This window comes from Uniformispora flossi, from assembly GCF_049534875.1.
Taxonomy (GTDB): Bacteria; Actinomycetota; Actinomycetes; order Streptomycetales; family Streptomycetaceae; genus Yinghuangia; species Yinghuangia aomiensis.
This window is the reverse complement of the sequence record NZ_JBMULZ010000020.1, coordinates 97,325-104,259: the sequence shown is the minus strand read 5'-3', so window position 1 is coordinate 104,259 and position 6,935 is coordinate 97,325. Positions and strand designations below refer to the sequence as shown.

6 protein-coding genes are annotated in these 6,935 nt (G+C 74.0%); 5 read left to right on the top strand and 1 reads right to left on the bottom strand.

Annotated features, from left to right (window positions below; all coding sequences use genetic code 11):
* Nucleotides 1-226: 226 nt before the first annotated feature.
* The 4 genes from ACPA54_RS32400 (at nt 227) to ACPA54_RS32385 (ending at nt 4,265) form a co-directional block, all read left to right on the top strand.
* Entirely contained in the window at nt 227-676 is a 450-nt protein-coding gene (locus ACPA54_RS32400) for a hypothetical protein (protein WP_423535142.1), read from the top strand.
* 124 nt (nt 677-800) lie between these two features.
* Complete coding sequence (locus ACPA54_RS32395; protein WP_423535140.1) at nt 801-2,597, top strand: sensor histidine kinase; 1,797 nt, start codon at nt 801-803, stop codon at nt 2,595-2,597.
* Nucleotides 2,594-3,406 carry a response regulator transcription factor gene (locus ACPA54_RS32390; RefSeq protein ID WP_423535138.1) on the top strand — a complete coding sequence of 271 codons (813 nt, stop codon included), beginning with the start codon at nt 2,594-2,596 and terminating at the stop codon, nt 3,404-3,406. The genes ACPA54_RS32395 and ACPA54_RS32390 overlap by 4 nt, the downstream gene beginning before the upstream one ends.
* 220 nt (nt 3,407-3,626) lie before the next feature.
* Nucleotides 3,627-4,265 carry a maltokinase N-terminal cap-like domain-containing protein gene (locus tag ACPA54_RS32385; RefSeq protein WP_423535136.1) on the top strand — a complete coding sequence of 213 codons (639 nt, stop codon included), beginning with the start codon at nt 3,627-3,629 and terminating at the stop codon, nt 4,263-4,265.
* Here ACPA54_RS32385 and ACPA54_RS32380 read toward each other — a convergent pair.
* Nucleotides 4,231-5,229, bottom strand: coding sequence for an Lrp/AsnC family transcriptional regulator (locus ACPA54_RS32380; protein ID WP_423535134.1), 999 nt, complete (start codon nt 5,227-5,229; stop codon nt 4,231-4,233). The genes ACPA54_RS32385 and ACPA54_RS32380 overlap by 35 nt on opposite strands.
* Nucleotides 5,230-5,379: 150 nt before the next feature.
* On the opposite strand from ACPA54_RS32380, the gene ACPA54_RS32375 reads away from it, so the two are divergent.
* Nucleotides 5,380-6,882, top strand: a complete 1,503-nt coding sequence (locus ACPA54_RS32375; RefSeq protein WP_423535132.1) for an MFS transporter — start codon at nt 5,380-5,382, stop codon at nt 6,880-6,882.
* The last annotated feature ends 53 nt before the right edge of the window (nt 6,883-6,935 follow it).

Sequence of the window (6,935 nt, the reverse complement as noted above, 5' to 3'; positions counted from 1 at the left end):
GTCGAGGCGCGCGGCAGATTCTGCCGCGCGCCTCGCGCGTTGCGGGGGCTCTTCGAGGGGTGCGGCGCCGGTGGCTCTCGGACGGCGGGCGCCCGGCGCCGGGACGTTCGACCCGGGTCGGCGACCGGGACATCCGGCTCAGGACGGCGGGACGTCCCGCGCGGGAAAGTCGTCCCGCCCCGGACTTCCCGAAGGCCCTCGACGCCTCCGACGACCAGGAGTTCCCATGTCCCGCAAGATCCGCCGCGCCGTCCTCGGCGCCCTGCTGTCCGCCGGCGCGACCGCCGGCCTCCTCGCCGGCACCGCGGGCACCGCGCACGCCGCGGGCGGCCCGGTGTACGCGGTCAACCTCAACTGGATCAACGTCGTGGACAACCAGGACAACAACTCCGTCGACGAGGTCTACATCAAGGTCAACGGCAGCACCGTGTGGGGCCCGCACGACCTCCACTGGAACACCCCCGAGAACCTCAACATCTCGCTGCCGCGCACCTTCTACTTCGACAGCGCGACCGCGATGAAGATCGAATTCTGGGACCAGGACCCGGGCCGCGACGACCGCGTCGGCACCATCTCGCTGTCCGCGGCGGCGCCGAACGTCGGCCCGAACGCGGCCGACCTGCGCGGCAACGACGGCGAGTACATCGTCTACTACACGGTCACGCAGATCGCCTAGCCTCACCGGGAGTTGCCGAAGACGGGCCGATCACAAAGCCGATCGGCCCGTCCACGACAATGACCCCCGACGGACGTTCCCCGCGCACCGCGCGCGCGGGAGCCGCGCCACTCGGGGGGAAACCATGGCTCCGATCGACCGTCCTGCCGGCACGGCCGCCCGCACCTCCGTTCCCGCCCCGACCGTGCTGCATCCGCCGCGGGCGATCGCTTTCGCGGGCGGCGCGCTCGCGTCGACCGCGCTCGCCCTGGAGCGGATCGCCCCGGTGCGCAGCACGCTGGACGGCAGCGGTGACCTGGTCACCGCCTGCGCGCTCGTCGGCCTACTCGTCACCCTGGCTCCGCGCCGGGGCCCGTGGGCGGCGGCGGCCATTCCGGCACTGGTACTCGGGCTGTCCCCGTGGGCGGGGCTGCTGCTGGTGCCCGCGCTGGCGGTGCTCGCGGTGGCACTCGTGCGGGCAGCGCCCGCGCAGTGGTACCACGTCCCGGCCGCGGGCCTGGCCGGCGGCGCCGCGGCAGCCGGGTACCTGGCACCGCGCCCGCTGCTGCCCGGCGCCGTCACGGTGGCCGTGACGGTGGTGTTCCTGCTGACGCCGCCGCTCGCCGTCCTGGTCGCCGGGGTCACCGGCCGATCGGCCGAACTCGACCGGCTCACCCGACGGTTGATGCTGCGGGTGCCGATCGCCGCGCTCACGGTGGTGGCGTGCCTGGTGCTCGCGTCGCTGCTGCGCCCGCTGCTGCCCGCATCCGGGCTGCTCGTCGTCGGTGCCGCCGCGGCCGTACACGTCGCCGTCGCGCTGTGGTCGCATGCACGCGGTCGCCGGCTCGCCGAACAGGCGGCCCGGCACGAAGCCGTCCTCGAGGCGGCCATCCTCGTCCTCGCCGACGAATCCGCCGCGCCCGACGAAGCGCTGCGGCAGGTAGCCGAGTCGGCCACCCGTGATCTCGGCGTCGCCGGGGTATCGGTGGAACTCGACACGGTGTCCGCGCGCTTCGGCGGCGATGCGCAACCCGCCGTGGACGTGGCACTGGTCTGCCGGGGCCAGGACCTGGGACGGCTGCACATCCACAGCGAACGGCGCCTCGACACCCGCACCCTCGGCACCGTGGACCGGCTTGCCCGGCAACTCGCCGCGTTCGGCTACGCCGTCCGCCGTCTCGACGCCGCCCGCAACGCGGAACGCGACCACTTGCGCCGCGAACTCCACGACGGCGTCGGCCACGCGCTCGCCTCCGCGGTCATGCGCCTGGACCCGAAACGGCATCCGGAGCACCTGCGCACCACACTCGCCCCCGCGCACGCGCAGGTGCGGACCGCCCTCGACGACCTGCGTTCCATCGTCCGCGGCACCCCGCCTCCCCAGCTGACCCGCGACGGACTCGCCGATGCGCTACGGGCGTTGACCCGCGACCCGAATGGCCCCGCGGTCCTGCTGACCTTCCACGGAGACTGCGCGGCGGTGAGCGCACCCGTGCAGCGCGATGTCTACCGGATCGTGCAGGAAGCGCTGACGAACGCCCGGCGCCATGCCGACGCCACGGCGGTCTACGTCGCCGTCGGCACGTCCGCCGACCACCTGCATGTCGAAATCGCGGACAACGGCCGCGGGTTGCCGACAAGCTTTGTGCCCGGGACCGGCCTGGGGTCGATCCGCGCCCGGGTACAGGGACTGGGCGGCACATGCGCGATCGGCCGGGGAGCGGGGGGTGGGACTCGGGTGGCGTTCGACGTGCCGTTGGGGGTCGGCGGGGGCGACGGGGTCGATGGCTTCGGGGGCCCCGCAAGTGTGGGTGGTTCGGACGGGGTGAGCGGGTCGGAGGGCGTGGGTGATTCGGGCCGCTCCGGCAGCTCAGGCGGCCCGGATGCGGGCGGCGACGATGCGGATGCTTCGGCCGAGTGCCCTGTGGTGGGGGCGTCGTGACGCTCCCTCAGCGGGGTGACCACACCGCGGGAGACGCCGGATCCGGGGCCGCACAGGCCGCCGCCGCGCCGCCGGAAGCACGCCTCGTGGGGCCGCACCTCGTCGACGACATCGGGGCCCGTCTCCCCGGCACGGCACCGCCCCGCGGGCCGATCCGCGCCCTGCTCGCCGACGACCACCCCGCCTTCCGGGCCGGGCTGCGCGCCATCCTCGCCGACGTCCCGTACCCCGGCGTCGACATCGTCGGTGAAGCCGCCGGCGGTTCCGCCGCGGTCGCCCTCGCCGCCGAACTCCGTCCGGACCTGGTCCTCATGGACCTGCAGATGTCCGGTCGCGACGACACCGACGGCATCGACGCGACGCGCCGCATCACCGCGGCGTCCCCCACCACGGGCGTGCTCGTGGTCAGCGTCTTCTCCGACCCGGCGGGCGTCCGCGCCGCCCTCGCCGCGGGCGCGCGAGGCTACGTCCTCAAAGGCGCCGCCGCGGGCGAAATCGTCGGCGCCGTCCGCGCGGTCGCCTCCGGCTGCGCTTTCCTCGGCACCGGCGTGGCCGCCCTCCTGACCACCCTCGCCGGCGAAACCCGCCCGACCCCGCGCCCCGGCATCCCCGGCCTGACCGAACGCGAGTCCGACGTCCTCCGCCTCCTCAGCACCGGCCTCGGCACCGGCGACATAGCCCGCAACCTCCGCCTCACCCCGAAAACCGTCCGCAACCACATGTCCAACCTCTTCGCCAAGCTGGGCGTCACCAACCGCCCCCAAGCCGTCATCCGAGCCCGCGAAGCGGGCTTGACGGGGGACCGGTGAGATCCGCGAGGGCGGGAGTGACGGCACGCGAGGCCGAGGGGGCGGCCGGCGACGGCCGGGGGCGTGCTGCGGCGCCGGGGCCGCGAGCGGGAGGGAACCAGCCGAGCCGCGCGAGGTCTCCGGCTGACGCGCCCCGCCGCCGTTGCCGACCACGGACAACCCCGCAGCCGGCCGTCCGGCAATGCTCGTGGACAGGCGGTGACCATGGCAGGGTGTGGGCATGGCCGTCATCCACCACACCACCCTCATCCCCACCAAGTTCGAGTTGCTCGCGGCGTGGTTGCCGGGGCGGAGCTGGTATCGCGGCGGGCCCGTGCCCGCGTTGGTGCGGGTCGGGGGTGGGTTTCGGCTGGACGATCCGGCCGGGGAGGTCGGTGTCGAGTTCGCCGTGGTGGCGGAGACGTCGGGAGAGGGCGTGGTCACCTACCTCGTGCCGATGAGTTACCGCGGCGCGCCGCTGGAAGGCGGCGAAGGCGGGCTGATCGGGACGATGGAGCACGGGGTGCTGGGGAAGCGGTGGGCGTACGACAGCCTCCACGATCCGGTGCTGGTCGCGGAGTTGCTGGCGTTGTTGGGCGGGCGCACCGAAGCCCAGCATCAGCACTTGACGGACACGGCGGCATCCGGGCTCGTGGTGGCGTCGGCCGGGGAGGCGGCGATCGACGCCGCGCGGTTCGCGGGCGGACGGGTCGAGGACGGCGGCGACGCCACCGTCCTGACCGCGCCCGACGGCGCAAGCCTGCGTCTGCACCGGATCCTGGCTTCCGATGACGCCGCGGTCTTCGCCGAGTTGTGCGAGACCTCCGGGCAAGCCGTCGCCACGCTCACCGGTCGGCTGGGATCAGTCCCTCGCCCTTGACCAGGCGGATGACGGTCGTCGACTCGACCGACGTCACCGCGGTCAGTGCGGCGATGCGGGTCGTCAAGTAGCGGTACAGGTCGCCCTCGTCGCGCAGGAGGGCGGAGGCGGTGATGTTGGTCGTGCCGGTGGTCGCGGCGGCGAAGACGACTTCCGGGTGGGTGGACAGCTCGGTGAGGACTCCGGCGAGGTGCGTCGGCGGTACCGACATGTGCAGCCAGACGTTGATGCGGTGGCCGAGCAGCCCCGGAGCGACCTCCATCTCGAAGAACAGCACGCCTTCGCGGCGCAGTTGTTCGACGCGGCGGCGGACCGCGGACTCCGACAGGCCGGTGGCCGCGGCCAGGTCCGGGTAGCCCGCGCGGCCGTCGCGGCCGAGGTGGGCGAACAGGGCGTCGTCGGCGGCGTCGAGGTGGATCGGGCCGTCGGCGGTCACCGGCGGGCGCGCGTCGCGGAGCGCGGCGGCCTGGGTCTCGTTCAGGGCGTCCATCTTGCCCATCCAGCCGCCGGGGCCGCCGAAGGCGATGTGCAGGACGCATTGCGCTTGGATCCCGGCGACCCTCGGGGTGCGGGGAAGTTTGCGCAGCAGCAGGTCGTCGCCGCTGTTCGGGCCGCGGTTGCGGACGAGGCAGCACACTTCGGTGCCGCCGGAGGTGATCTCCACCCAGGACGTGTCCTCCCGCCGGGCCAGCGCCTCCGCGATCGCGGTCGCCGCGTCGGACATCGTCTTGATGCGGACGAGCCACGTCACCGCGGCGATGCGCCGCGGATCGATGCGCCCCACCACCCGCGCCCGGTGGTCCGCGTCCAGCCGCCGGTACCGCCGCGCCACGGTCTGCTCCGATACGCCGAGCACCGCGGCGATCCGGCTGAACGGCGCTCGGCCGTCGATCTCCAGCGCGTGGACGATTGCCCGGTCGAGGTCGTCGAGCGGTAGGCGAGGCGAAACGGAGGAGGATTCCACCGGGCAAGGCTAGTGGATGGCGGATTCCGGCGTCGGGAGTCGAGATGCTGGTGATTCGGGGCGCGGCGATTGGATTGTGGGTGCGTCGCAGTACGTACTCGCGACACCTCTCCCTCCTGCGAACGTCCCCGCTGAAAGGACACCTCCGTCATGCGCAAATGGGGTCCGCTCATCGCCGTCTCCCTCGGCGCGTTCATGCTGCTCATCGATACGACCATCGTGATCGTCGCGCTGCCCGAGATAGGCCGCGACAACGGGTCGAGCTATGCCGACCTGCAATGGGTCATGGACGGCTACGCGTTGGCCCTCGCCGCGCTCCTGCTCGGCGCCGGTGCGTTGGCCGACATCGTCGGGCGCAAACGCGTGTACCTCGTCGGACTCGTGCTGTTCACCGCCGCCTCGCTGCTGTGCGGCCTGGCGCCGGGCACCGCGACGCTGGTCGGTGCCCGCGTGCTGCAAGGCGTCGGCGGCGCGGCGATGCTGGCGACCGCGATCGCGCTGCTGGGCGACGCCTACCAGGGCCGGGACCGCGGCATCGCCTTCGGCGTGTGGGGTGCGGTGTCCGGCGCGTCGGCCGCGCTCGGGCCGATTCTCGGCGGGCTGCTGACCGAACACGTGGGCTGGCGCGCGATCTTCCTCGTCAACCTGCCCGCGGGCGCGGTGACGCTGTTCCTGGCCGGGCGGATGCTGCGCGAGTCGTACGGCAAACGCGACGCGCGCGTCGACGTTCCCGGCGCGGCGGCATTCACCGTCGCCGCGGGTGCGGCGACCTACGCCCTGATCCGCGCGGGCGGCCACGGCTGGTCGGACCGCGGCGTGTGGGCGGCGGTCGCCGCGTCGGCCCTCGCCGTCGTGGCGTTCTGCGTCGTCGAGAGCCGTTCGGCGGCGCCGATGCTGGACCTCCGGCTGCTCGCAAACCGTTCCTTCACCGGCATCCTCGTCGGCGGCATGGCCATGCAGTTCGCCGCGTTCGGCTGGGTGGCGCTCGGCTCGGTGTGGTTGCAGGGCGTGCTCGACCACGGGGCGGTGCAGGCCGGGCTGATGCTGTCGCCGCTGGCGGTGGTGGCGTTCGTGGTGTCGGCGCTGTCCGGGCGGCTGCTGCACGGGGTTTCGCCGCGCTGGATCATCGGCGGGGGACTGCTGTTCATCGGCGCCGGGGTGCTGCTGCTGAGTCGCGTGGATGCCGGATCGGACTGGACGGCGCTCGTCCCGGGCCTGCTGGTCACCGGCATCGGCGTCGGGCTGGGCGCGCCGTCGCTGGCCGGGGCGGTCCTCGGCACGGTGCCGCCCGCGCAGGCCGGGATGGCCGGCGGCGCGGTCAACACCTTCCGGCAGCTCGGCTTCGCGTTCGGGGTGGCGGTGACGGGTGTGCTGTTCCGCGACAAGGCCGAGTCGATGCTGGACGGCGCGGGGCTCGCCCACCCGGGCGCGGCGGCCGAGGCGCTCGCGGGCGGGCGGGTGGCGCCGGGTGCCGCGGGCCGCGCGGCGTCCGAGTCGGCGTTCGCGTCCGGCCTGGACGCGGCGGTCACGGTCTGCGGCCTGGTGGGGCTCGCCGCGGGCGTGCTGGTGATCCTGCTGGTGAGGACGTCGGGCCCCGCGGCGACGGCCCCGCGGGAAGCCGCGGTGGAGCGCCCCCGGGTCGCCGCGAACTGATCGATTGCGCGGGGGGCTTGAACATGGGCCCGGACCGGGCTGGGATACCGGGG

Excerpts from the sequence above, each read along its gene's own strand:
- ACPA54_RS32395 (WP_423535140.1), top strand. The coding sequence starts at position 801 with ATGGCTCCGATCGACCGTCCTGCCGGCACGGCCGCCCGCACCTCCGTT.
- ACPA54_RS32385 (WP_423535136.1), top strand. The coding sequence starts at position 3,627 with ATGGCCGTCATCCACCACACCACCCTCATCCCCACCAAGTTCGAGTTG.
- ACPA54_RS32400 (WP_423535142.1), top strand. The coding sequence starts at position 227 with ATGTCCCGCAAGATCCGCCGCGCCGTCCTCGGCGCCCTGCTGTCCGCC.
- ACPA54_RS32375 (WP_423535132.1), top strand. The coding sequence starts at position 5,380 with ATGCGCAAATGGGGTCCGCTCATCGCCGTCTCCCTCGGCGCGTTCATG.